The sequence below is a fragment of the Treponema phagedenis genome (assembly GCF_008153345.1).
Classification (GTDB): Bacteria; Spirochaetota; Spirochaetia; order Treponematales; family Treponemataceae; genus Treponema; species Treponema phagedenis.
In genome coordinates, this window is sequence record NZ_CP042818.1 from 757,555 (window position 1) to 781,939 (window position 24,385).

At 40.4% G+C, this 24,385-nt stretch carries 18 protein-coding genes and 1 pseudogene; 13 read left to right on the plus strand and 6 right to left on the minus strand.

The window, feature by feature from the left end; translation table 11 throughout:
* Window positions 1-412: 412 nt before the first annotated feature.
* The 3 genes and pseudogenes from FUT79_RS03290 to FUT79_RS14990 form a co-directional block, all read right to left on the minus strand.
* Window positions 413-1,345: pseudogene (locus FUT79_RS03290) on the minus strand (IS3 family transposase); the annotation flags it as partial.
* Entirely contained in the window at window positions 1,327-1,608 is a 282-nt protein-coding gene (locus FUT79_RS03295) for a transposase (protein WP_024752184.1), read from the minus strand. The pseudogene FUT79_RS03290 and the gene FUT79_RS03295, both read right to left, overlap by 19 nt.
* A 203-nt stretch (window positions 1,609-1,811) precedes the next feature.
* A complete protein-coding gene (locus tag FUT79_RS14990; RefSeq protein ID WP_162147451.1) occupies window positions 1,812-2,000 on the minus strand; it encodes a hypothetical protein in 189 nt (62 codons plus the stop codon).
* On the opposite strand from FUT79_RS14990, the gene FUT79_RS03300 reads away from it, so the two are divergent.
* Window positions 1,999-2,652 (plus strand): transporter associated domain-containing protein, encoded by a 654-nt coding sequence (locus FUT79_RS03300; RefSeq protein WP_050778873.1) that lies wholly within the window; start codon window positions 1,999-2,001, stop codon window positions 2,650-2,652. The two genes, FUT79_RS14990 and FUT79_RS03300, sit on opposite strands and share 2 nt — an antisense overlap.
* Here FUT79_RS03300 and FUT79_RS03305 read toward each other — a convergent pair.
* Window positions 2,625-3,881, minus strand: coding sequence for a threonine/serine exporter family protein (locus FUT79_RS03305; protein WP_024752186.1), 1,257 nt, complete (start codon window positions 3,879-3,881; stop codon window positions 2,625-2,627). The two genes, FUT79_RS03300 and FUT79_RS03305, sit on opposite strands and share 28 nt — an antisense overlap.
* A gap of 212 nt (window positions 3,882-4,093) precedes the next feature.
* Entirely contained in the window at window positions 4,094-4,954 is an 861-nt protein-coding gene (locus FUT79_RS03310; RefSeq protein ID WP_024752187.1) for a flagellin N-terminal helical domain-containing protein, read from the minus strand.
* A gap of 733 nt (window positions 4,955-5,687) precedes the next feature.
* Between FUT79_RS03310 and pflB the strand changes: the two genes are divergently transcribed.
* The 9 genes from pflB (at window position 5,688) to FUT79_RS03360 (ending at window position 17,781) form a co-directional block, all read left to right on the plus strand.
* Entirely contained in the window at window positions 5,688-7,925 is a 2,238-nt protein-coding gene (gene pflB / locus FUT79_RS03315) for a formate C-acetyltransferase (RefSeq protein ID WP_039943449.1), read from the plus strand.
* 26 nt (window positions 7,926-7,951) lie between these two features.
* Window positions 7,952-8,671, plus strand: coding sequence for a pyruvate formate-lyase-activating protein (gene pflA, locus FUT79_RS03320; protein ID WP_002696449.1), 720 nt, complete (start codon window positions 7,952-7,954; stop codon window positions 8,669-8,671).
* A 469-nt stretch (window positions 8,672-9,140) separates the two neighbouring features.
* Window positions 9,141-9,614 (plus strand): hypothetical protein, encoded by a 474-nt coding sequence (locus tag FUT79_RS03325; protein ID WP_148889250.1) that lies wholly within the window; start codon window positions 9,141-9,143, stop codon window positions 9,612-9,614.
* Entirely contained in the window at window positions 9,517-11,202 is a 1,686-nt protein-coding gene (locus FUT79_RS03330) for a hypothetical protein (protein ID WP_148889252.1), read from the plus strand. Before FUT79_RS03325 ends, FUT79_RS03330 begins: the two co-directional genes overlap by 98 nt.
* A gap of 67 nt (window positions 11,203-11,269) precedes the next feature.
* The gene (locus FUT79_RS03335) at window positions 11,270-12,469 is read left to right on the plus strand and encodes a hypothetical protein (RefSeq protein WP_148889255.1); all 1,200 of its coding nucleotides are present in this window, start codon (window positions 11,270-11,272) and stop codon (window positions 12,467-12,469) included.
* Between the two features lie 550 nt (window positions 12,470-13,019).
* The gene (locus tag FUT79_RS03345) at window positions 13,020-15,389 is read left to right on the plus strand and encodes a chemotaxis protein CheA (protein WP_024752193.1); all 2,370 of its coding nucleotides are present in this window, start codon (window positions 13,020-13,022) and stop codon (window positions 15,387-15,389) included.
* Between the two features lie 9 nt (window positions 15,390-15,398).
* Window positions 15,399-16,742, plus strand: coding sequence for a CheR family methyltransferase (locus FUT79_RS03350; protein WP_024752194.1), 1,344 nt, complete (start codon window positions 15,399-15,401; stop codon window positions 16,740-16,742).
* Between the two features lie 125 nt (window positions 16,743-16,867).
* Window positions 16,868-17,332, plus strand: a complete 465-nt coding sequence (locus tag FUT79_RS03355; protein WP_002696436.1) for a chemotaxis protein CheX — start codon at window positions 16,868-16,870, stop codon at window positions 17,330-17,332.
* A gap of 11 nt (window positions 17,333-17,343) precedes the next feature.
* Window positions 17,344-17,781 (plus strand): response regulator, encoded by a 438-nt coding sequence (locus FUT79_RS03360; protein ID WP_002696434.1) that lies wholly within the window; start codon window positions 17,344-17,346, stop codon window positions 17,779-17,781.
* Between the two features lie 482 nt (window positions 17,782-18,263).
* Here the strand turns inward: FUT79_RS03360 and FUT79_RS03365 are convergent, their stop codons facing one another.
* Window positions 18,264-18,962, minus strand: coding sequence for a hypothetical protein (locus tag FUT79_RS03365; protein WP_148879187.1), 699 nt, complete (start codon window positions 18,960-18,962; stop codon window positions 18,264-18,266).
* A 190-nt stretch (window positions 18,963-19,152) separates the two neighbouring features.
* On the opposite strand from FUT79_RS03365, the gene FUT79_RS03370 reads away from it, so the two are divergent.
* Genes FUT79_RS03370 through FUT79_RS03380 form a run of 3 tightly spaced genes read left to right on the plus strand, consistent with a single transcriptional unit; the run spans window position 19,153 to window position 24,175 of the window.
* Window positions 19,153-22,239: a chromosome segregation SMC family protein gene (locus FUT79_RS03370; RefSeq protein ID WP_024752196.1), complete on the plus strand. Its 3,087-nt coding sequence runs from the start codon at window positions 19,153-19,155 to the stop codon at window positions 22,237-22,239.
* Between the two features lie 14 nt (window positions 22,240-22,253).
* Entirely contained in the window at window positions 22,254-22,592 is a 339-nt protein-coding gene (locus FUT79_RS03375) for a hypothetical protein (protein ID WP_002696427.1), read from the plus strand.
* Window positions 22,589-24,175, plus strand: a complete 1,587-nt coding sequence (locus tag FUT79_RS03380; protein WP_024752197.1) for a hypothetical protein — start codon at window positions 22,589-22,591, stop codon at window positions 24,173-24,175. Before FUT79_RS03375 ends, FUT79_RS03380 begins: the two co-directional genes overlap by 4 nt.
* Window positions 24,176-24,385 lie beyond the last annotated feature (210 nt).

Genomic DNA, 24,385 nt, shown 5'->3' on the forward strand with positions numbered 1-24,385 from the left:
GGGTGTTTTTTTGTCCGCAGCGTTGAATCATTTTTGATGGAATCTAAATACCAAGCCCTTAATGCGAAGCATACCCTTAAAGTCGCTTTCTGAAAACCAATAACCAAACATAATGCTGAAAATCATGCTATAGCCTGCTAACCACAACTGAAAACCTCTTTACTCGACGGCGGACACGGGCGAAGCTTTGATACTTGTCTTTCGCTTCGCCTGCGAGTTTAAAAGCTTCAATTTTATAATTTTATGTTGATGCTTTTAAACATCGTTTTACATTAGCTACCAAGACGGGTTCTTAGGGCAGAGCCCTAAGCAGTGTTGAAGGTGAGAGAGGAGTCCCAGAGGGGAGAGAGGAAACTTGCTCTGAATGGAAATGTCAATATCAGTTCAGTATTTTTATCCCCTAAATGTATGTTCAAGCCACTCCATTCTTTTTCTTTGTGACTTTCAGCCGATACAATGTCGGCGGTAAGCCATCCTCATTAACCGTACTGATTCTTTTCCGGTTGTAATAGACCATGGTGTATTGCCATACAAGCGTTTTCACTTTTTCCCGCGTCATCTTCGTTGTATCTATTCTATATAAAAGTTCTTTCTTTAGTGTTGCAAAAAAACTTTCCATGCGCGCATTGTCATAACATTTTCCAACATCACTCATGCTTTGGATAGCTTTGAATTTTCCAAGCGTTTGTTTATACGCTATGCTTGTAAATTGGCTTCCGGCATCACTGTGAACTATGACTCCGGCTCCAGGCTGCCTCATTTCAAACGCTTCGGTTAGTGCTCGTATGCACAACTCTTTTTTCATATTACTATCCATCGCAAGCGAGACAATCTCTCCGCCACAGGCATCGAACATCGGACAGATGTATAATTTTCCGTCAGCGCAGGGAACTTCTGTTATGTCCGTGAAGTAGAGTGTATCCGGTTCTGATGCATAAAAGTTTCGCTTTACTAAATTTTCAGGTCGTTGCGCTTTTTTATCCGCTTTGGTAAGTCCGTCAGGACTTCTGCGGCTTTCATGCAGGAGATTTCCCTTTTTCATGGCATTTCGTACCGTCGCATACGACTTGGGATTGCCTCGCTGCTTAAGAGCGCTCACCATTCGCACAACGCCATAATTATCATTGTAATAATCTTCCTCGATAATCTTATGTATTTCGGCCGGAAGAAGCTGCCAGCGTTTCGGTTTATTACGATTTTGTTTCCATTTGTAATAGCCTCTTTCGCTGACGCCTAACGCTTTGCATATCGACAAAACCGGATGGCTTTTTTTGCCGTCGGCATTTTCATACGTGTAAAAAATATATGCAAAGATAGTGCTTTTTTTCACTTCTTCCAGCCCTTCACGAAAAAAGCGAGTGCGCCTTGCAAGATTTCGTTGGCTTCTTTGAGCTCTTTGATTTCGCGTTGGAGCTGTCTCTCTCGCTCATCCAAAACGATAGCTTTTGCCGTTGCAGCTCCGTCGCTTGCTTTATAGCGATTTTTCGTTTTTCGCCAATCGGTCAGCGTCCCGTATGAAATACCGAGATTCTTCGCCGCTTCTTTTGTGCCGATTTCATCAGACAGTTGTAATGCCTGCTGTTTAAATTCTTGACTATAACGTCGCATAGTATCCTCCTACTATTCCCTATTATATACCTTAGGGGCTTTTTTGACTGTACGTTTATTATATCCTTCCAGAACAAGTGTCTTCTCTCCCCTCTGGTGCAGGGGTTAAGGGGACGCAGAGTCCCCTTAATGCGAAGCATAAGCGAAAAAGGCTCTGCGCCAGCAGCAACTGCAAACAGGCAGGTTAAGGGCTGCCAAAGCCCTTAATACAACGCATCAGCGGGGTTCAAGGGGCAGCACGCCCTTTGCTCATGCGTAAGCCCTGAGATACGCAAATTCGGTCTATCTATTTCCTCAGTTTTTCGGTATACTTTTGCTATGAGGTTGAAGTCCGGTAAAAAAGAAAGCGGAAAGAATTGTTTTTCCGCACAAAGAAAAATAGGCGCATACATGACACATCGATCTGATATTATATGGATTGATATTGTATCAACTAAAGAGGATGTTTTGCGCCTTATTACTGAAAACCCGCATATTGAATACTTTCCTGTTTGTGCAAATATAATTGATACGGTTATTGGCTATATTTCGGTTCGCAGTTATTTGCTGGCCTGTTTAGCCGATGCGCCGCCGAATTTGCGGGTACTTATACAAAAGCCATTCTTTATTCCCGAAACGGTGGCGGTAAGAAAAACGCTTGCACTGATAAAAGAAACGGATGCAAGAATAGCATTCATTATTGATGAGTACGGCGGAATTGAGGGGCTGATAACAAAAAACGGTTTGCTTACGGAAATCCTTGAAGAAACCGCCTTAGCGGATGGCGTATACGATCCTGATATTTTTAAAAAAGATGACGGCAGCTGGGTGGTAAGCGGGCAGGTAAGTATGGACGAGATACGTACTATCGGAATTATTCCGAAAGAGCAGGAAAAAACGGAAGATTTTCATACCATTGCAGGGTATCTTTTAAGCATCAAAGATAGTATTCCGCAGGCGGGAGAAAAAATTTGTTTCGGAAAATACCGTTTTACTATTTTAAAAATGGACGGCAGAAGAATTGATAAGATTTTAATTCAAGAAGAGCCGGAAGAAGATCGGTAAAACCAACGCTTATACTGTTTTCGTATTTTAGAATAAAGGCGCGCAAAAACCGATGCAAGGGCAATTCCGAGCGCAATGCCGCCGGCGCCGAGTAAGGTTGCAAAACCTGTTGAAGTAAAGTCTTTTTGATTGTTCAGCACTGCATAAAGCATTGTTTCGTACATACCGCCGCCGGGAACAAAAGGAATGATGCCCGGAATAATAAAAACAGTTGCGGGACGTTTTAAGGCTACGGCAAAAATTTCTGAAATAAGCCCGATAATAAAAGCTCCGATAATATAGGCTGATATAGCGCTTACATAATCATTCCGTAAAATAATATAAATTACCCAGCCGGCACCGCCGATGAGCGCTGCCCACGGGATGTCTTTTTTTGAGACGTTAAAAAGATATGAAAATGCGGCAACCGCTATTGCGGATAAACAAAATGCGGGCAGCGGGTCTTCCCAAATAAGTAAGGCAGATTGATATCCCCCCGATATCGGGAAGAGTAAAAGCCCCACGGAAGCTCCGATGGATAAACCCGCCGCAATCATAAATGCTTCAAGGATTCTTGCATTTCCCGCCATAAAATCTCCGGCAATGCAATCCCGTATTGCGTTTACGATCGCAACGCCCGGTACCAAAGCCATCAGTACCGCAATATTAATATTTCCAAAACCCTGTACAAGCCCCATCGCTACCGCCACTCCGGAGAGGGTAGAAGTGATTGCGGCGCCGAGAATACAAAGCATAAATTCGGGAAGAGCCAGCGGTGCTGCAAAAAATAAGCAACTTTTCATAATTGCGCCAAGAACAAAAGAAATAAGCGCCTCTTTCAAGCAGCCTTTAAACATAAGTGAAAAACAAAAAGCACTGACTGCGGCAAAAAAAATAACAGCGTATGCCGAATAGCCCGGAGACTCACTTATTTCTTTTATGCCGGTAATAGCTTCGGAGCCGAGAAGCTGCTTGCTACTGATTTTTCGGGAAAAATCATTGACAAGGGAAAGTCTATTCAAATTTGTTTCTCTGCGTTTTATTCGTTTTATTGAGGTATTCCGCACCCCTGCTTGCGAGGTACATGAAATCATGACGATTGTAGGGGTAACAAATGAAGAAATATTTTCAGCCCCAAGTGCTTGCGCAATAAAAGACATTGTTTCTTCAGCACGGTAAGTTTCCCCCCCGTTAATAAGAACTTGCGCTCCGGCATTCAAAGCTGTATCTGCAATAATCTGAATATCCATACCTTCTCCAAAAAAATTTTCAGTACACAACTGCTTGCTGAAACAGTATCTATTCTTTTTACGCTTTTTTTAGGGTATGGTCAAGGAAAACCCTCTCTGCAAATAGGGCGTATTAAACATCGATTAACTTTGCGTTGATTATTATTTTGATCGTAAAATAAAAAAAACCGGCTCTTAGTTCAAGAGCCGGTCGTCCGTCAACTGCAAAAAGTTTAGCGCAAGAGGCTTAAGACGCTTTGCGTTGCCTGATTTGCTTGGGCAAGCATTGCGGTGCCTGATTGCACGAGAATCTGATTTTTGGTGTAGTCCACCATTTCCTTTGCCATGTCGACATCACGAATGCGTGATTCGGCTGCTTGAAGGTTTTCCGCTGCAACGTTTACGCCGATAACAGTGTACTCGAGTCTGTTCTGGTATGCACCGAGATCAGCTCTTTGTTTGTTAATCTTCTTGATGGCCTCATCAAGAGTACCGATTGCGCGGTTTGCTTTTTCGGGATCATCAATATTAAGAATTGATTCATCCCCAACATCGCGAACGCCGAGTGCTGCGGCAGTCATTGTTCCGATGTATGCACGTGTTCTCTGGTCCATGTTGGCCCCGATATGGAACCACATAGAAGCGGTAACAGTGTTTTCTCCGGTTTCTCGAGCGAACCTTCCGGTAAGCATATTCATGCCGTTGAATTGTGCATGGCTTGCAATTCGGTCAATTTCCGCAACGAGTTGCGATACTTCAACCTGAATGTACATGCGGTCTTCTGCTGAATAAATTCCGTTAGCAGACTGGACACTCAATTCCCGAATGCGCTGAATAACATCGGTTGTTTCCTGGAGATATGACTCCGCAACTTGAATAAAAGAAATACCGTTTTGTGCGTTGGTACTTGCCTGGTTCAAACCGCGAATTTGGCTTCTCATTTTTTCCGATACAGCCAAACCTGAAGCATCATCTCCGGCACGATTAATGCGCAATCCCGATGAAAGCTTTTCCATGTTTTTCTGAACTGATAGGTTTGTGTTTCCTAATGTTCTCTGTGCAAACATAGCGCTCATGTTGTGATTAATGATCATATTGCTAACTCCTTTGGCGATTTTTAGCGGTTCATTCCGCCATGGCATCCCTGCCTATATGTCATATTTATTCCGGATCCTCTGAAAACCCTCGCAGAAGACGGAACACAGTTTTCGCTGTGCTTGTATTTAGTATCGGATGGCGGAAAAAACACTTAAGAAAAAAGTTTCAATATTTTATCTTTTTTTATTGTATTTTTGTTTTTACATAATTACCGATAAATTTCTGAAACCTTTCGATATTACCGACCAAAGAGTATAAAGATTGAGATAAAATAAAAGCTTTTTGCGGTGGGAACAATGCGGTTTGCGTTAAAGCGGGCTGGTAATATTTTTCCTCTGTCGTTTCAGTAAAAAAACAACCGACACTGTAATTACCTACCCGAGGTTCAGCTCAAAACTAGTGCTGACACGGATATCGGATTTTGCTTTTGGGTGAGGGATTGGAGAGGATTTTTGCCTTGTGTTTCAACACAGGCAAAAATGTACACAAAGGTATGCCATCTGCATACCTTTGTACCGGAGCCGTAAGGCGGAGCCTCGGAAAGCCCGTTCCGGAGTGAGGCGCCGCTCAAAATTAAAGCGCCGAACGCAGGACACCCCCATACAATTTTTAAAATAAATTGCTATAATAGAAAATAGATAAAAACATATAGATAATTTGTTAAAAACTATTGACTTTTTTTGTCAACTTTGGCATATTTTAACTATAAATTACATGAAGGAGTGCATAATGCATAGTTCAGATTATTGGAAATCTTTTCTGGGGGAATCGTGGCGGTCAAGTATTGATGTTCGCGATTTTATTCAGAGTAACTATACGCCGTATACCGGTGATGGTAATTTTTTAGTTTCTAGTACCGAGCGAACTTTGAATATTTGGAATAAGCTTACCGAAATGTTCAAGGAAGAGACAAAAAGAGGTGTATATGATGCGGAAACAAAATATCCGCAAGGGATTGATACCTACGGCCCCGGCTATATTTCTAAGGAAGATGAGGTTATTGTCGGGCTTCAAGCCGATGCGCCGCTTAAACGCGGAATTTTTCCGAAGGGCGGTTTACGTATGGTTGAGAATTCTTTGGAAGCCTACGGGTATAAGCTTGACCCTGTTACCAAAGAAATTTTTACCAAGTACCGAAAAACGCATAATGAGGGGGTGTTTTCCGCCTACACCGATGAGATGAAGGCTGCGCGCCGTGCCGGTATTATTACCGGATTGCCGGATGCTTACGGACGGGGAAGAATTATCGGTGATTATCGGCGCGTGCCCTTGTACGGCGTTGATTATTTGATTGAAGAGCGAAAGCAAGCATTAAAGCAGCTGAACGTTGCGGAGTTCACCGAAGATGATATCCGGTATCGCGAAGAAATCAGCGAGCAGATTAAAGCGCTTGAAGCGTTCCTCACCATGTGTGATTCATACGGCTATGATGTCCGCCGCCCTGCCGAAAATGCGCGCGAAGCGGTACAATGGCTGTATTTTGCCTTTTTGGCGGCAACAAAGGATCAGGACGGAGCTGCAATGTCTTTGGGACGCACCTCAACCTTCCTCGACATCTTTATCGAAAAAGATATCCGCGAAGGCCGCTTAACCGAAGAAGAGGCACAGGAGCTTATCGATCAGTTTATTATTAAACTGAGAATTATCCGCTTTTTGCGCACACCCGATTATAACAACCTTTTCTCCGGCGATCCCACTTGGGTTACCGAATCTATCGGCGGTATGGGTGTTGACGGCAGAACGCTGGTAACAAAAACCTCGTATCGTTATTTGCATACATTGTATAATCTCGGACCGGCACCGGAGCCGAACATGACCGTGCTTTGGTCAAACAATGCGCCCGAAAATTGGATTAAATTCTGCGCAAAAGTTTCAATCGAAACTTCTTCCATTCAATATGAGAATGATGATTTAATGCGCCCCGATTTCGGCGATGACTACGGTATTGCCTGCTGTGTTTCTCCGATGAAGATCGGAAAACAAATGCAACTTTTCGGCGCGCGGGCAAACTTGCCGAAGTGCTTACTGTATGCGATCAACGGCGGTAAAGATGAAAAGTCCGGCGCACAGGTAGGCCCCGCATTCCGCCCGATTACTTCTGAGTACCTTGACTTTGATGAGGTAATGGAGCGCTTTGAAAACATGATGGAGTGGCTCGCCGGCGTGTACATGAATGCGCTGAAAATTATTCACTACATGCACGATAAATACTCGTACGAAGCCTTTGAGCTTGCCTTGCATGATCCCGATGTGGAGCGCATTCAGGCAACCGGTATTGCGGGACTTTCAATTGTTGCCGACTCGCTTGCAGCAATCCGCGATGCAAAAGTAAAGGTTATTCGCAATGAAGAAGGTATTGCCGTCGGTTTTGAGCGCGAAGGTGATTATGTTCCCTTCGGAAACGATAATGACAGAACCGATGAGCTTGCGGTTATGGTTGCACGGAAATTTATGAACTATCTGCGCCGCCATGAAACCTACCGCCACGCAAAGGCAACACAGTCTGTTTTGACCATTACTTCCAACGTTGTATACGGCAAAAAAACAGGCGCCACACCGTGCGGACGCTGTGCTGCAGAACCCTTTGCTCCCGGAGCAAACCCGATGAACGGGCGCGACACCAACGGAGCCATCGCTTCGCTTGCATCGGTTGCAAAACTCCCCTTTGAAGATATCGGTGACGGTATTTCGTATACCTTTGCGATTGCGCCGAATGCGCTCGGAAAAGAAGAAGATTCCCGAATCAATAACCTTGCGGGGCTTATGCGCGGATACTTTGAGCCGGACGGCGGGCAGCACTTGAACGTAAACGTATTTAATCGTGAGTTACTTGAGGATGCAATGGAGCACCCCGAAAAATATCCGCAGCTTACTATCAGGGTTTCCGGCTATGCGGTAAATTTCGTAAAACTTACGCGTGAACAACAGCTTGATGTATTATCAAGAACAATCAATCAGGCAATGTAACGCCGGAATATAAACGTTTTACAGTTATGGCTCTTATTCATTCGCACGAAAGCTTCGGCACGGTTGACGGTCCGGGAATACGCTATGTGGTATTCCTACAAGGGTGTCCTTTGCGGTGTAAATATTGCCATAACTGTGATACGTGGTTTCAGAAAGATGCGAAATTTGTAGAAACAGCTGAAGAAACCTTTGAAAAAATAATAAAGTACAAGCGGTTCATCCGTTCGGGCGGGGTAACCGTCACCGGCGGGGAACCGCTTATGCAGCCCGAATATGTATGCGAGCTTTTTAAACTCTGCAAAAAAGAGGGCATACACACCGCAATTGATACTTCCGGAATTTATTTAAACGATGCCGTTCGTGAAGCGCTAAAGGTAACCGACCTTGTGCTTTTAGATTACAAAGCGGCAGACCCCGAAACCCACCTTGAACTGACCGGCGTGCCGCAGCAGCCGATCCTCAATTTTTTAGCGTACCTTTGCGAAATAAACATGCCGATGTGGATCAGACACGTTGTAATCCCGGGCATCACCGACAAGCCCGAAGACCTTGAAAAAATCGCTTCATTCATAAAAACGCTCCCCAATGTTGAACGCACCGAAATACTGCCGTATCACACGCTCGGCGTATACAAATGGAAACAAATGGGAAAACCCTACCCGCTGGAAGGGGTTCCGCCGCTTCCCAAAGAAAAATACGAAATGGCAAAAAAAATTTTCACCGACAAAGGGTTAAAAATAGATTAATATAACGTTTTTTAATACATCTTACTCAAAACGTAAAAAATTTTATAAAAAAGAGTTCGACACGGCGCAACGGCGAGCAAACTTACCACAGGAATGCTTAAACACGGTTTTAACGTCCGTGGCAAAAACTAACCCACGAGTTTTAAAGCTTCGATTTTGTAATTTACTGTTGATGCTTTTAAACATCGTTTGAATTTGTTCTGAGTTTTGCCGTCTGGAACGATTTACCATAGTAATACTTAAATCTGCAAATACTTGTTAATGTGCTGATTATTACACAAGGAACTAACTACAGAATCTTACCTTAAAGACGTCATTATGGTGCAGGTTATAAAAAATCTCTAAGTCTTCAGATTTTAAAATTTAAAACTGATAAGCTAAAAACTTAAATATGGTTAAAAAACGCTTGACGTTTTTTTTTGCAATGGAGGATAATATTTTAAAATAATTATATTTAGAGGAGTTTTTGATGAAAAAGCGGAAAACGGAAAAAATGCAGTTTATTTCAAAAGTGTTGATGCTTGGTATGCTTATTATATCAGTGTCTTTTGTTTCTTGTAAGGGACAAAATCATCTCGAAAAACCGGAAACTCCTCCGGAAAGCAAGATTATACCGCCGAATTCCGAAAATTCTACTGTTTCTTCGATCAGTGAAATTATAATACCGAAAAATTTGAAAGAATTAGAAAATGCGGACGGCTATCTTATCGAATGGACGGATTCGAGCGGAAAGAACCAAAAAACCACAGTTTTAAAAGACAAGACGGACATAATATTGCCGGGCGGAATAAAAAGCGGAACAACACCGACTGTTACGCCTCTTAAAGAAGATTCAAGCGGAAAACTTGTACCGCCTAAAGACGCTATGTACCCCCCCCCCCCCTGCTGCCGAAGATTGGATTGTAAAAGGTATTACAGCATTGGAAAACAGCGCATGGGATGAGGCTGTTTTCTGTTTTGAACAAGCATATAAGAATGAGAAAAATAATAAAACAAAAATATACTATGCGCTTACCAGACTTGCCGCAATAAGCACTAAGCCTGAAACCGTTAGTTTCATACGTAATAGGCTCGGAATAGAAGCTTATCCCAACAGGCTGAACGCCCTCATCAATTTGGATTGGTTCAAGGATATTGACAGGGAGTATAAAAGTAGCTTTCCTGTAGACAAAGACAAAGCTGCTTTTACCGAGTATACAAGCGGTAGTTATGATGATAATTATGTACGCGTAAATGCACATGTAAAAGCCCATGGCGGAGATACGGCGGGCAAGCAAACGGCAAATTCATGGAAGGTGTATACATGGGGCATTACCGATGAAGAGGGAAATAAAACAGACGGCTGGTTTGATTATGACGACAAGGCTAGCTATGAAGCACTGCTTAAACTTGACCCGAAAGAAAGACGGGGCTGGCATGATTTTAATTCCGTTACCCTTGTAATTGACAACTTTGCGGATGATGGTGCGTACATGGTGCCCTTCGATGGTTTTTCTGAAGGAAGTATTCCCGCTGCAACAAAAAAATACAGTAGAGGCGCTGGTGTCCAAACGTGGTACAAGTATAAGGCGGTTTATACCGAATACCTTCCCGAAGTGAAGGTTATCGCCGACTGGTATAAAGATATGCGCCCCTTAATGAAATTACTGGCGATTATCGTGGAACGGTATGCAAATTCCGCCGATTCGCTTATCGATGAGGTGTACGGGCTTATATTCGGAAAAGAATTTGAAGAAGCGGTGAAGGTGCTGAAAAGCCTTGATGATACACCTGTTGATATTCCGAGCAAATTGATCAAATTGCTTCATTTAGAAGAGCATCTCGGTGAAGACGGATTTTCTATACAGTCTGCACAAATAAAAGGCGTTGTCGGCGGATTGCTGGTTGCACGAGGCGGTATGGAATTTGTGCAATCATATCAATTTACCACCGACCTTTCGTTCTTAAAAGCGAATTGGGAAAACAGAGAATTTAATACGCAGATTAAAGACAAACTGAAAACATATTCAAAGGCAATGGATCCGCTCGCCAACGGCTTTTTAACAACAAGAAATGCATACAAAATGCGGGCGGCAAAAGAAGATTTTGTTGCCGGACTTGACTTGCTGGTCGCTATGTATGACAGTTTCCTCTCAGACTCTAATATGCCGCAGGATGCAAAAGACAAAGTAGAAAAAGACTATGGATATATAAAGGGGCTTGTTCAATCGACTCGCGATGCTATTAAAAACGGCGGAACCGTAGACATGCTGCAGGGCGAAAATAACTATTTACAGACGGAATTTACTGAATTCACCATTAACATGGGTACATTGTTTACACCGGGCGCTCTTAAGATAGAAAACCTATTTGAACTTGACGGCAATAAGCCTAAGATTTCTACTAGTAAAAGAAATCGCCCCTGTATTACGTTTACGCTGCCTAACGATATTGTAGAGTTAAAGGATAAAAACGGTAATGTATTTAAAGATATACAGATAGATATCGGGGATTTTGCCGATACGTTAAAGGAATTTTATAAGAACAAATAATTGCCGTAACGATAAAATTCGGTAATCTAAAAAGGGACTTCCCTGCTTTTAGGGAAGTCCTACTTCTATGAAAAAGCTTTTTATCCCGATTTTCTTTGCTTGTTTTTCTCTTGTCTCTGCGGTATCGCAGCTCAGTTATAATCAGTTTATTCTTTTTGCAAATAATAAAAAAGAAGTTGTCTTTGCGCCATCGTTTAAATTTTACACGCAGTTTTTATATCCTGAAGGAGAAACTTCGATTATTGTAGGCGGCAATTCCGTTATTTCCACAATTGAAAAATGCGGTGCTTTAAACCGATTTCAGTATGTCGATATTAAAACACAGTTGTATGGGATCGGTTTACATGCGGGTATAGCCGATAATTACCTACACTTTCTTGAACTTCCTTTGAAAAATATCGTTCGGCTGGAAGAAAAATCTCCAAGCCGGTTTTTTCATCTTGGTTTTTCCGTGCCTTTTCCTCAAATAACCGGAAGTGCTGCTTTTGATTGGTATTGGGGTAAGGCTGCTTTCGGTAGTTATGATTTCGGCGCATTTATCGGTAAACCGGTTTTTGAAAAACTATCCGCATTTGTATGGCGCATGCATGCAAGCGATTATTATCGTTTTACCCTGCATGTTATACAAGTCAATGGGGAAGTGCAAAATACAAAAGACGAACCGTTTTTATTTGCCGACGGGCAAATAATTACGGCGAATAATAGATCCACATTATATGCAAATAATGATTCGTGTTTTTCCGCAGGATTCGGTTTTTTTTCTCTTTCAGCAAAGGCGAATATTCATCTTACGGCGAAAAACCAAGGTTATTTTTTATTTCCGTACTCATTTTATAACCGACAGTTTTTGCTCGAAAGTTTTGGCTTCGGGTGTGGGTTTGAGTATTCATATACGCGGGAATTTTTCGGAGTTCGTATAAAAACGGATCTGTACTCGGTTATTGCTTCGCAGGAAAAAGATGCACTGCACTCAAAAGAGAAAAAAAATTTTCTTTTTAAAGGAAAAGAGGTAAAGCAGGAACAAATAGGTTCAGCGCTAAAAAATACTCATTTATTGGTATTTACCGCTTCCGGTTTTTATCGCCTAAATGAACAGCTTACCGTTTCTTGGCGAAAAATAATTCCTATTCCCTTGCTTCCGAAAAAGCTTCAAAAGCAGTTGCCGGATTCACAAATTTTTCCGGAAAATTTACAAAATAAGCGGCAAGGTTTACCAGTTGATTTTATATTGAGCGGGCTTTCTTTTTATGTAACTCTGCAGTTATAAGCTTCAAAATAGAATTATAAAGCATCTGTAAAAATTAGGCTCGTTTGTAAAAGTTTCTTTCCGAACTGTTATCCAAAAGTTTTAAAAATACTGAACTAGTGTAGCGTTTTGTAATTAACTTCCTGTTATAAAAATCGGAGTATCAACAAAAAGGGTTTGCAGGTTCAGCATTACTATGGTAAATTGCTCACCGTTGCTAAATTTCAAACGATGTTTTAAAGCATCAACACTATTTTGTAAAATTGAAGCTTTAAAACTCGCTGGCGAAGTTACAGTAAATTTTCAAAACTTCGCCGTTGCGCCGTGTCGGGCTCTTTTTTATAAAATTTTTTACGATTTGTATAAAATGCATTAAGAAAAATAATCGAGTTATCAAAAAAAAACGTTATACTGGAAAAGGCATCACAAAAGGTATCTAAAGGAATAGTTAAGAAGTAAAAATTTGAATCAAATCAAAAAGAGAGAAAATTTATCGTATGTTTTATGGACAACATTAACAAAAAAGATATTTTGATCTTGACTAATCTTAAAAACCGTATAAAATTGTAGTATGAGTGATTACCTTGATATTAATAATGAAGAGTTGCTGAAAGATTTTTTCAGCGAAGCAGAGCAGCAGGTAGAGCAGCTTGAAAGCAATATTTTAGTTATTGAACAAGATCCCGATAACCATGAGGCTATTGATGAAATCTTTCGGGCTGCCCATACGCTTAAAGGCGGATCTGCTACCGTCGAAATGCAAGAGCTTTCGACATTTACTCACGCGATGGAAGATCTCTTGGACGCATTGCGGTCGGGAACGGTAAAGGTTAATGAGCCGGTTGTTGACACGCTTTTGACCTCGCTTGATGTAATTAAGGCAATGCTTGCAGCTCGAGCTGAAGGAACCGTATATAGTGATGATGTTTCCGATTTGCTAAATCTAATTCGCTCGTATATTCCCGGAAAGTCGGAGAGTGTTAGTGCGAATAAGACGGCAACTCCTAAGCCTCGCAGCGAAAAGAAAGTTGCAAAAACTGAGGTATCAAAAATTCTAGGTGAATCACCCGCATCTCTTCTTTCAGAATATGAAATGCTCGAAATAAAGGATGCGCTTCTTTCGGGACAAAAGCTTTATGCGATAACAGTGCACTTTGATGAGTCCAATTTAATGAATACGGTTGGAGGCATCCAAGTCTTTGCCACATTAAAACAGGTAGGCACCGTATTAAAAACAGTTCCTGATTTTGATGCTTTGTATGAAGATATATTTCAGGAATATGTTGTATATTTTATTGCTTCGGGAAACAACAAAGCGAGCATTGAAGAAACCGCTTTTATCCCCGATGTAACGCTTACAGTAGAAGTGATTGAGGTTTCTCTTTCGGCTGATTTGGAGCCTATTCCCGCTCCTACTCCTGCTCCCGTAAAAGAAACTGCTAAAGAACCGGCTCAAGAGAAAGTTGCAAGTGCTAAAGCTGCGCCGGACGCTCCTAAAAAAGCGATGGTGAAGATTTCGCATGCACAAACCGGCTCTTCTCATACAGCAGGGGCAATTTTGCGTGTTGATGCAAAGCGTATTGACTACCTGCTTAATTTGGTTAGTGAAACCGTTATTACAAAAGCCGCTTTAAACCAAAGTTCAATAGAATTTAATGAGTTGTATACAATGTTCCAAACCGCAAACGCGGGATATAAAGAAAAACTCCGTAAATTCATTGATAAAATGCCGACTTATCTTGAGAAAATTCAAAACGGTGTAGATATAAATAGCATTAAAAAAGAGGTTTCTTCCGACTATCTCGGTATTCTTGATGTGTTTTCAGGTTTTGAAGGGAACTTAAAATCTTCCGTAACAAAATTCCGCTCCGCATCTCAAAATCTTGGGCGTATTTCCGGAGAGTTGCAAGAAGGGGTTATGAAAATCCGCATGGTTCCGATCAGCCAGATTTTTAGCCGTTTTCCGCGCGTTGTTCGGGATCTGTCAAAAGATTTAAAGAAAAATGTCCAATTAGTAATTGAGGGTGAAGACACCGAACTTGATAAATCCGTTGTTGAAGATCTCTTGGATCCGATTATGCACTGTGTGCGAAACTCCCTTGACCATGGTATTGAAACTCCTGAAGTTCGTAAAAAGTTTGGAAAACCAGAGCAGGGAACGCTCTTGTTAAAAGCTAGCAATGAGGGGAATATGATCGTTATCGAGATTTCAGATGACGGGCATGGAATAGATGTTGACTCGGTAAAAGCCAAGGCTGTGGAGAGAGGAATTCTTCACCCGGGAAAAAATCTCACTGACATTGAAGCATTCCAGCTGATTTTTGCTCCTGGTTTCTCAACCTCGAAAAAGGTTTCAAGTGTCTCCGGACGCGGTGTCGGCTTGGATGTGGTAAAAACTCATATTGAAAAATTAAACGGTACTGTAACGGTTAACTCCGAGCCGAATTTAGGGACTCGGTTTATTATTAAACTGCCGCTTACCTTGGCCATTATTCAAGGCTTGCTTATCAGGGTTGGAGAAGAGGTTTACTCTATTCCCATCACCTCGGTTATTGAAAGTCATCGGGTAAAGGTTGAAGATATCAGTCGCATTGATAATTATGAGGTGTTTAATGTGCGCGATGAGGTAATAAGCTTGTTGCGGTTAAATCGCCTGTTTGGAATTGCTTCAGATGAAGTTCTGGAAGACGATTATCATTACATTGTTATCGTAGGTACTGCTGATAAAAAAGTCGGTTTAATGGTTGACAGCCTTATTGGAGAGGAAGATGTTGTTATCAAACCTTTGAAGGATCAGTTTACCAGTTCGCCCGGAATTGCCGGAGCATCAATTTTAGGTGACGGTTCTGTCTCGCTTATCATTGATGTAAGTCGATTGTTGGAGCTTGGTATGCAGCAGGAAATTCGCGCAAGAGAACAGCGAGAAGCATCCGCTTGGTAAGAGGTAGTTATGGAAAATATAAATGCTAATATAAACACAAACGAGATTACGCAGGAAAATTACAGTGATGCTTTGCGTGAGCAGCTTGCGGTAATAGACTTTAAAATGGTAACGTTCTCCCTTGCAGGAAAAGATTATGCCATCGATATTATGCAGGTTAAAGAAATCGCTAAGGCGGACAATTTTACCTATGTTCCGAACACGTCGCCCTTTGTAATCGGCGTATATAATCTGCGTGGAGACATTATTCCTATTATTGATTTGAGAATATTTTTTAATATTTCTGTTAAAAAAAGAGAAAAAAACAGTATGGAAAGTATGGTTATTATTACTGTCGAAGATCAAACCTTTGGCGTAGTTGTTGACCATATTGACAAAGTTGTCGGCGTTTCTTCACATACTATTCAGCCGCCGCATCCTATTTTCGGCGATATTAATATTAAATATATTCACGGAGTCGTCGAAAATGCAGGAAGATTGTATATTCTTCTTGATGTAAATAGAATTTTTGCTTCAAAAACAAAGGAAGAGAAAGTGTCTGCCGAATTTAAGGGGCAGGAAATTCTTCCTCAAACGGTTCCTGAAAGCAATGTAGCATCTCAGCAATCGGAAGAAAGTCTTGATATTCGCTTTATTAGTGATACACTTGCTGCTTTCGGAAAATTTTATGCAAGTTCTATTAATGATGATTGGCTGCGTCAGCGATATCTTGAATGGCGAGAGCTTCGGGATTCAGGAGATACACAGCTGCAAAATGAAGATGATGTGAAAGAGTTTTTAAGTACGTTTTTATCTCCTCATACAAAACAATTTTGGTCTGAGAATTATGCAAAATCCGTGCAAGAAATTTTACCGGAAAATAGCAATAAGATTATCAATGTTTGGAATGTCGGCTGTGCATCAGGGTATGAAACATACAGTTTTGCCGTTTTATTAAAGAAAAAGTACCCGAATTCTGTTGTTAGAATTTATGCAAATGATTCCGACCTTTTGGCAATCTCAAATGCTCCGATGCTTACGATCCCTGAAGAAAAAATATCTTCAATGTATCGCCCTTATGTTGTAAAAGGCGTAAGCGGTGCATATACTTTTTCAAGTGAAATTAAAGACATGATTTTATTTGAATATCATGATTGTGCGCATCAAAATACTGTCCCTGACATCGATATTATACTTGCGCGAGATGTGCTTTCATTTATGTCGGCTTCTTTGCAGTCGGAAATGTTACAAGAGTTTAGAGAAAAGCTTAAGACAACGGGTGTGGTTATACTCGGGCAAAATGAAGTAATGCCGCGCCAGCAAGGCTGGTTGCGAGCGGAAGCCGGGGGGCTTGCTATTTTTAGCAAGGAATAATAAAATATAGTGGCTTTTAGAATTTTTCGAATGTGTAGTATTTGTTGGGATTTAAGAATGTTATGAATCGGTTTTACCGAATCATCAAAATTCTATAATAGAAACACAACTATAAGGAGTTTTTAATGCGTGTAGAGTATATCAACCCGTTTAGTGAGGCAGCCTATAATATTTTGTCTCAAGTTTTGGGGGGGGAAATTAAAAGAGGTGATTTATACCTGAAATCAAGTTGTATGCCGGTTATGGGTGTTGCGGCTATTGTAGGGCTTGCAGGGGATGTTGAAGGACGTGTTATCTTTGATATGACCGGCGTTACTGCCTTAAATATTGCCTCCGCAATGAATGGTGAAGAGCTTGCAACCTTTGATGAGCTTGCAAGGGCAACGGTTACAGAACTGGCAAACCTTATTACCGCTCAGGCTGTTACAAAACTGCATGATTTGGGTTTTAAATTTGATCTTACCCCTCCGGCTCTTTTTACCGGAGATAATATGGAAATATCAAACAATGATATTGAAGCTTTAATAGTGCCGATGGAAACCTCTCAAGGCAAAGTAGAAATTAATGTCGCTGTTCGTGACAGAGTATAGGAGAAAATAGTATGATTTCCAAACAAGATTTTCCGACAATTAATGATCGCGCACCTGATGGACAAAAACCTGACGGGACACGCTACCGCGTACTGGTGGTTGATGATTCCATATTTGTTTCAAAACAAATAGGTCAAATTTTGACTAGCGAAGGGTATGAGGTTGCAGGGACAGCAGCAGATGGCTTAGAAGGCGTTGAAAAATATAAAGCAATGTGCCCTAATGTAGATCTTGTAACAATGGATATAACCATGCCAAAAATGGATGGAATTACGGCTTTAGAGCAAATAATGGATTTTGATAAAAATGCGAAAGTTGTAATGATTTCCGCTCTTGGAAAAGAAGAATTAGTAAAAAAAGCTCTTCTTTTAGGTGCTAAAAACTATATTGTTAAGCCGCTTGATCGAAAAAAGGTTCTTGAGCGCATTTCAAACGTTTTAGCAAAATAAAAATTTATTCGGTTTGAAGCAATTTTTCAAACAGAGTAGTTTTCTTGCAGCCATATAATCCGTTTTTTATAAAAATATCGGATTATATGGGAGCCTCTATAACATCATTTTTTAGTAGCTTTCTCTCGTATAACGTTTTGTAATTAAATTCCTGTTATAGAAATCAGAGTATCAGCGATAAGTGCTTGCGGATTTAAGGATTCCTATGGTAAATTGCTCACCGTTGCTCAATTCCAAACGATGTTTTGCCTGATACTCCAGCGTAAGCAGGTAAAACTCGTAGGCGAACTAAAGGTAGAAATTCCAAGGGTTCGCCCTTGCGCCGTATCGAACTCTTTTTTATAAAACTCTTTATGATTTTTGTAAGATGTGGTAAGAAAAATAATTGAATTATCAAAAAAACGCTGTACTGGTTTTTGTGTTGCCTATAATATTTATGCGAACCGATGCTAACTGCAAGCTGAAATCATTGGATCTGATTTTTATTTCAGGCTAATGAGATAATATTTTTTATCAAAATAAATTATCGTATAGTTCCCGTGTCTAAAATTTTTTAATTTTTCTCTGAGTCTATGTATACTTGTATATAGAATTTGTCTTTCTTTAGTTTTATCATTATTAAAAATTCTGTTGTTTATTTGATGCCCGTTTATTCCTTGCGGGTTATCTAAAAGTACTGCTAGAATTTTTTTCATATTTCCTTTTAAACATTTACTGAAATCCTCAATATAAGTAAATGATTTGGTTGACAAAGTAGGATAAGGGAGTTTTTTTTCGGCAACACTCTCACTGGTGTCTTTTTTTTGGTGGTGCTCATTTTGAACAGCCGCTAAAATTTTTTTAAGGTTTTCAATTTTTATTTTTTCGTGTGACGTAAGATCTGCTGTATCTGCAGACAAATCAATAGTATGTATCTCTTCAAGCTTAAACAACTGATCGGAAAAACTATAAGGAAGGGTCATGAGTTTTTTTACTTGTATATGCGCAATATCATGAATATGTAAAACATATTGGTTAAGGTTTTCTTTTGAAGTTATGAGCAATATTTTTTCAATATTATCAAAATAGAATAAAAGCTCGGATAAAGAAAAAGCATGAAGTGCAGGAATTTTATTTTTGTAGAGATGTTTATATAAAAAATTTCGAATTTTATTATCTTGCTCAAATAAAATTGTTTTCATAATTTCTTTATCGGTATTTTTATAATTTTTTAAAGAGTAATAAAACTCTTTATACCTACTGACAATTTTCAATAGAAAGTGTATTATAGGAAAATGTGGATAAAAAATTGTATTATATGCACTGGATATCAAAGCACACAGAGATTAAAACTTTGTCGTAATCTCAAAAAGATAAGGGGTCTTTCCAATCGTGTTCTTAAAATCACTTGAAATATTCGGATTTAAATCTTTTGCAGATCGCACGCGAATTGAATTTTCTGAAGGTATTACCGCATTACTCGGTCCAAACGGTTGCGGAAAAAGTAATGTAGTTGATGCAATAAAATGGGTTTTAGGCGAGCAGTCCCCTAAAACACTTCGCGCGGATAAAATGGAAGACGTTATTTTTAACGGAACCGAAACCCGTAAGCCTTTGAATGTTGCGGAGGTTACATTTACAATCAGCAATGAAACAGGAATTCTTGATCTTGATATACCTGAAATTGCAATCAAACGGCGGCTTTTCCGTTCAGGCGAAAGTGAATATTTTATTAATAACAATCCTGCAAAACTAAAAGAAATACGCGAGCTCTTTTGGGATACCGGAGTAGGGAAGGTTGCCTATTCGGTGATGGAACAGGGAAAAATTGACCAGATTCTTTCAAGCAAGCCGGAAGATCGGCGCTATCTTTTTGAAGAAGCTGCGGGGATCACTAAATTTAAAATCCGCAGAATGGAAGCTGAGCGAAAATTGGAAAAGACGCAGGAAAACATGCGTCAGATTGACGGCATTTTACAGGAAGTAAGTAAAAGCTATGAAACATTAAAAAAACAAGCAGAGCAAACAAAACGATATCGTAAATTAAAAGATGAAATATTTGAAGATGAGCTTGATATCAATCTCTTGCGCTTAAAAGGTTTTGTTGATAATCATGCGCAGCGATCTGAAAATATTAAAGCGACAAAAGAAAAGCGCGATTCTTTACAGGCTGAAATTGACTCAATTCATGCGCTCCTTTCTGAAAATATGGATGAAATTAACGCAATGGAAACAAAGCTTGACGGATTTCATAAAGAAATTTACGGACTCGCTATTGAGCAGAAGGCAAAACAAAATGAAGCACAGCTGCATGCGCAGCGTCAAAGCGAATTAAAAACAAAAATCGGGCAGTTGGAAGTACGGAAAAGCTCTATTGAAGAACGTATTGAAGAACTGAGAGAAAATATTGATGAACAGGAAGCAACCATTCTCAAGCTTAAGGCTGCGGCGGCGGCAATAGAAAAAAATATTGCTTCTTTTGAAGAAAACATTAGGTTGGCAAGTGGTAAAATAACCGCAAATGATACCGCCGCTGCGAAACTCGAAGAAGAGATTACCGACTTAAACGGAAAGCGGGCAAAACTTGAAGAAGCGCTGCGCGAAATTACCGAAGATATTGTAACCGAACTTGATAAAAAGCTTTCCGCTGCCGGTTATTCGGCGAAGGCAAAAACGGAAACGGAAGAACGTTTGTTCGAAACAATCGGTAAACTGCGGATTTTTGCTACAGGGCGTAAAAACATTTTTTCCGATTTTGCCACCGTGCAGCAAATGGTTGAAAAAGAAAGAGAAAAGTTTGCAATTTCCGCAGTTGAAACCTTTTCCGAAATTCTTTCATTGATTGAACAACTTGAAAAAGATTTGCAAGAATATAAAAAAAGCTCTGCAAACTTTATTGATGAGTTCCTTGCTCCGGAAGGAATTATTACCAAAAAACGAAACATTGATTCTCAAATAGCAGAAAATAGACAAACAATTGAAGAAAAGCGGAGTCAAATCCTTAACTTGAATGCGGAGAATTCTCAACTTGCAATAAAAATAGCCGAATACCGCAAAACACTTGAAGAGCTGCGAATTAATAGGGCGCAAATGCGTGCAGAGTCGGAGGCTGCAGAGCGGCAAGCTACTCTTATTCGGCGTGAGCTTACCAATCAAGAAGGGCTTTTAAAAGATATCGAAAACGAAATCTTTAGCGAGCAAAAACGATTTGATGAAGTAAAAGAACAGCTTTTGGAAATTGAAGGAGAGATTGCCTCAATAGAGCGGAAAGGTAGACAACTCACCGAGTCGCTTGAAAACTTGGAAAAAGAGATCGGCTCAAAAAACTCTCTTTTATCCTCAAAAGAAAAAAAATTGCAAAGTTTTACCGCTGAAATGAGCAAGGTTCAAACCTCGCTTGAAAAATATCACTTGGAATCCGCACAGCTTGAAACCGAGATAAAAAACGTAAAAGATAATTTTAGAGAATTATATTCGCGCGAGCTTATGGAATATGAGGAGCGAATGTATAAGATAAAAAAATCTTCCTCGGATTTGCGTACAGAACTTGCGGAACGTAAAAGTCATGTAAAAGCGCTTGGAAATGTAAACCTCATGGCGGTTGAAGAATTTGAAGAAGTAAAAGAGCGGTATGATTTTTTGAATACGCAAATTGCAGACCTTGAAAAAGCATCAGCGGATTTGCAGCGTATAACCGATGAGATAAAAGCGGAGTCAACCGAACTGTTTTTAGCAACATATAATAAGATAAAGAAAAACTTTCATAATATGTTCAGAAGGCTTTTCGGCGGCGGAAGGGCGGAGATTCGTCTCACCGATCCGAAAATGGTGTTGGAATCGGGAATCGATATTTTTGCGCAGCCGCCGGGGAAAAAACTTGAAAACATCGGACTGCTTTCGGGCGGCGAAAAATCCATGACGGCAGTCGCCCTGCTTTTTGCAACCTATATGGTAAAGCCGTCTCCTTTTTGTCTTTTGGATGAAATTGATGCCGCCCTTGATGAGCAGAATGTTATCCGTTTTGTTACCGCTTTGCGGGAGTTTGCCAACATAAGCCAGTATATTATTATCACACATAATAAAAAAACAGTTTTAGGTGCAAAAACCATGCTCGGCGTTACAATGGAAGAATCCGGTGTATCAAAAATAATTTCCATCAAGCTTGACCATGAAAGTGAACTTTTACGAAAAGCGGCAATTGACTCGGCTGATGATTTTGTGGAAGAAGATGTCGCTCCTGAAGAAGGAGTGGTAATTCCACCGCATCCGCCAAAGCGTATAAAAACGGTTCAATCTCAAAGTAAAACACTAAATTCTGAAACGCAAACCGAAAATAATGCCGATACTGTTATAAATACCGATTCCGACACGGATGCCGGTGCGGAAAAAGAGTCGGAGCGTTCTGAAGAAGCTTCATCGCTTGTCAGTGAAAATGATTTTTCAGAAAATGAACCGGATGAAGACACGGAAAATCGATAGCGAAGGATTTAAAAATGAACCAAAAGTTTTCAAAAAAAAAGATAAAGTTGCTTATTTCTTTGGTGGTTGTTTTTTTTGCGGCTTTGATTTTTTTAATTGTATTTTTCTTGAAAAAAAACATGAAAACTGCAGATGGTGAAGAAATTATCAATGTAAAAATAGCACCTGCGTTGATGGCAGTTCCCGAAGAACCATTGTCTTTACCGCCGATAGAATTTTCAAGAAAACAAAAAAAGAACTGGGACGAAGAAGAAATACAAGAGCTTTATGAAACTCCTACAAAAGAGGAAATGGAAGACTTGCATAAGGAAAATGAAAAGCAAATAAAAGAGCTGATGGAGGCGGTACCGTGAGAAAAACAATTCGTATAAGTTTTTGTATTTTTGGTTTGCTGTGTGTCTCTGCCTGTGTAACACATCAAAAAAAAGAGAGTGTGAAGGATACTGCTCAAGGAATAGTCCATAAAGAGCTTGAAGAAAAGCGAACTTCACAAGCGGAAATGGCATTGAAAGAGCTGGAACAGGAACAAGAACAGGAGTCTGCTCCTTCAGGTGCGGATACTACATCCGAACCGGCGCTTGAGGCTATAAAGAAAACAGAGCCTATTGAACTTGCGCCGTCCGCGCTTCCTACTGCGGAGACTGAAGAAAAACCGGATATTGCCGTTGCAAAAGATGAGCCCATGCTGGAAGTTCCCTTGCATACGGATTCTTCTACAAAGATTGTTGAAAACGAAGCTGCGGAAAAAAAGCCTGAATCGACAGCAAAAGAGGATATTCAAGAAGAAAAAAAAGATACTGCCGTAAAAACCAACACTGAGGACTTATCCGCGCCGCCTAAATCGGCTGTCGAAGAAAAAACAAAACAAATCCGGGCAAAACAAAAAGATACCGATAAAAAAAAGCAAGAGGAAAAATCTACACGTATTGAGAAAAAACAGTCCGTTGCTTCTATTGAAAAAACGCGGGCTTCCAAACCTATTAAAGAAAAACAAGAGAAAAAGGAACCTGTTGTTAACCCTGAAGTAGCAAAGGCTGCGGATACATATGAAGCGGAAGGGAGCCCTGATCGCTCCGAACTTCTTGCGACTCCTCCCGCTCAATATGAAGAGCCCGCACCGACGCCCGAAGCAAAAGAGAAGCCTTCCCGATCAGTGAAAATAACCGTGGGACAAAAACTGGCGGTGGTATATCCCGGAGAGGGATGGGTATATATTGGAGAGACAACGGCACAAATAGGCCTGAGATATCAACAGCGAAAAATAGAAGATAAAAATTCTTTGTTTACGTTTATTGCAGACAAAGAAGGGGATTATATTCTGAATTTTTCTCGTTATGATGTTTTTAGCGATGAATTTATTCCCGATGCATTAAGTGTTCGGGTTGATACTGCTAAAGAAAAAAATGATCGGACGGTGCGCGCTCCCGATTATAAACAGCCTGAAAAAACTTCTGAAGTTTTAGCGGAAAAAAATATCGAGCGGCCAACGCAAAAAGAATCGCCTGCGCCTTTAATTCTCGATAAATCATTGGGGAATAATACGAAAGAAACTGAAAAACCCGAAGGTGGCAGCGAAACTACTCCGTTATTTAAAGAAAACACCGAAAGAAAAAACAGCCCCGCACCGGTTCGGGAAAATCCTTTGCAAAAAGATTCACGGGAATATCTTGACGGCGTAAGACAGCAAATTGCCGAAGGGAACGCAGCCGGTGCCCTGGCAAGTTTAGAGCAGTTTTTTGTTTTTTCAGAAAACCGAATAGACGAAGCATGGTTTTTGCGCGGACAGGCGTATGAGCTTAACGGCCCGAACAGAAATATTCGTTTAGCCCTCGATGCGTATCAAACAGTCACAAAAACATTTCCTCAAAGTCAATGGTGGGAAAAATCAAATGACCGCATTCGATATATAAAAAATTTTTATATCAATATTCATTAAGTTTTTATTCTGAGTTTGCCATCGATGAGCAATTTACCATAGGAATGTTTAAATCCGGTGTGCTAGTGCAGCGTTTTTTTAATAAGCCGATTAATTTTTTTTAATACTTCTTACCAAAAACGTAAAAAATTTTATAAAAAGGAGTTCGACACGGCGCAAGGGTCAATTTTTACCGTCCATGGCAAAAACTGACCTATGAGTTTGAAAACT

Coding starts and splice junctions, on each gene's coding strand:
- FUT79_RS03295 (WP_024752184.1), bottom strand. CDS start 1,608: ATGCGACGTTATAGTCAAGAATTTAAACAGCAGGCATTACAACTGTCT.
- FUT79_RS03300 (WP_050778873.1), top strand. CDS start 1,999: ATGACACATCGATCTGATATTATATGGATTGATATTGTATCAACTAAA.
- FUT79_RS14990 (WP_162147451.1), bottom strand. CDS start 2,000: ATGTATGCGCCTATTTTTCTTTGTGCGGAAAAACAATTCTTTCCGCTT.
- FUT79_RS03305 (WP_024752186.1), bottom strand. CDS start 3,881: ATGGATATTCAGATTATTGCAGATACAGCTTTGAATGCCGGAGCGCAA.
- FUT79_RS03310 (WP_024752187.1), bottom strand. CDS start 4,954: ATGATCATTAATCACAACATGAGCGCTATGTTTGCACAGAGAACATTA.
- pflB (WP_039943449.1), top strand. CDS start 5,688: ATGCATAGTTCAGATTATTGGAAATCTTTTCTGGGGGAATCGTGGCGG.
- pflA (WP_002696449.1), top strand. CDS start 7,952: ATGGCTCTTATTCATTCGCACGAAAGCTTCGGCACGGTTGACGGTCCG.
- FUT79_RS03325 (WP_148889250.1), top strand. CDS start 9,141: ATGAAAAAGCGGAAAACGGAAAAAATGCAGTTTATTTCAAAAGTGTTG.
- FUT79_RS03335 (WP_148889255.1), top strand. CDS start 11,270: ATGAAAAAGCTTTTTATCCCGATTTTCTTTGCTTGTTTTTCTCTTGTC.
- FUT79_RS03345 (WP_024752193.1), top strand. CDS start 13,020: ATGAGTGATTACCTTGATATTAATAATGAAGAGTTGCTGAAAGATTTT.
- FUT79_RS03350 (WP_024752194.1), top strand. CDS start 15,399: ATGGAAAATATAAATGCTAATATAAACACAAACGAGATTACGCAGGAA.
- FUT79_RS03355 (WP_002696436.1), top strand. CDS start 16,868: ATGCGTGTAGAGTATATCAACCCGTTTAGTGAGGCAGCCTATAATATT.
- FUT79_RS03360 (WP_002696434.1), top strand. CDS start 17,344: ATGATTTCCAAACAAGATTTTCCGACAATTAATGATCGCGCACCTGAT.
- FUT79_RS03365 (WP_148879187.1), bottom strand. CDS start 18,962: ATGAAAACAATTTTATTTGAGCAAGATAATAAAATTCGAAATTTTTTA.
- FUT79_RS03375 (WP_002696427.1), top strand. CDS start 22,254: ATGAACCAAAAGTTTTCAAAAAAAAAGATAAAGTTGCTTATTTCTTTG.